The sequence below is a fragment of the Bacillus sp. OTU530 genome (assembly GCF_038440375.1).
The window spans coordinates 1-1,216 of record NZ_JASATP010000119.1; the positions used below are offsets into that span (position 1 = coordinate 1).

Below are 1,216 nucleotides of genomic sequence, written 5' to 3' on the forward strand. Positions count from 1 at the left end.
TGGACTGTCAACACTAAGCTAGACAGTTTTCTTAAGGTGCTCAAGTTTGTACTGAACCGGGCTTACGTACCCAAGCGTTCCATGAATTCGAACGTGATTAAACCAATTCACATAGTCGTGTAGCTCTCTGATTAAATCCTCAAGACTATCAAAATAGCGACCTTTCACGAACTCTGTTTTGATAATCTTGAATGTTGCCTCAGCTACGGCGTTATCGTAGGGGCAGCCTTTCATACTAAGGGAACGCTGGATTCCAAACGTTTCGAGTGCTTCATCAATCAGCTTGTTTTTGAATTCACTTCCACGGTCTGTATGAAACAGCTGAATATAGCGAAGATCCTTCTGGATAGATGCAAATGCCTGGTAAACCAAGCTGGCATTTTTATGAGGACCGGCGCTGCAACCAATGATCTCACGATTAAAGAGATCAACAAATACACATACATAATGCCATTTTTTATTGACTCTTACGTATGTTAAGTCGCTTACGACAGCTGTTAATTCCTCTTCTTGGTGGAACCTACGGTTCAACGCGTTCGCTTGGTCTGACTCGTTGCACTCCTTTGTTTGAGGCTTAAATTGAGCCACGGTATAAGTAGAGACAAGTCCCTGTTCGTTCATAATTCGACCAATTCTCCGTCTCGAAACGATGTGTCCACGTTTCTTCAGTTCTACTTTGATCTTGCGTGTTCCATAATTCTGACGGCTCTCTTGAAAAATGTCGATCACGTCGGAGGTTACATCATCCTCTGACACACGCTCTTTCACTTCGTAATAGTACGTGCTTCTTGGAAGTTGCAGGACTTTGCACATTGCTGATATCGAGTATTTATGTTGATTATTGCGAATCACATTTACTTTCGTCCTAGTATCAGCGCAGCTTGCTTTAAAATATCGTTCTCCATTTGGAGTTGCTTAATTTCCTTACGGAGCTTGATAAGTTCAGCTTCTTCAGCTGTTTGATTATCCTTTTCCTTGAATGACCCAGTGTCCTGACTCTGATTGATCCACTTATCCAAAGAAGAAGGGGTAAGGTCATACTCACGAATGATATCTTTTCTTGGCTTGCCATTCAAATATAGCTGGACCATCTGATGTTTGAACTCATCTGTAAACTTTCGTCTCTCTCTTTTTGTCATCGTAGATTCTCCTAATTTATATTAGATTTAGTCTACTTGACCTTAACTTTTCTGTCCAACTAAGTGTAGCCTATCCA

1 protein-coding gene is annotated in these 1,216 nt (G+C 41.2%); it reads right to left on the reverse strand.

The genetic code is table 11. The features are described from left to right. Nucleotides 1–18 precede the first annotated feature (18 nt). Nucleotides 19–1,139 (reverse strand): IS3 family transposase gene (locus AAHB12_RS31080; protein ID WP_342048930.1). Its coding sequence is split into 2 segments (ribosomal slippage): nt 19–890 and nt 890–1,139, totalling 1,122 coding nucleotides; the frame shifts between segments, so codons are not numbered across the junction. Nucleotides 1,140–1,216 lie beyond the last annotated feature (77 nt).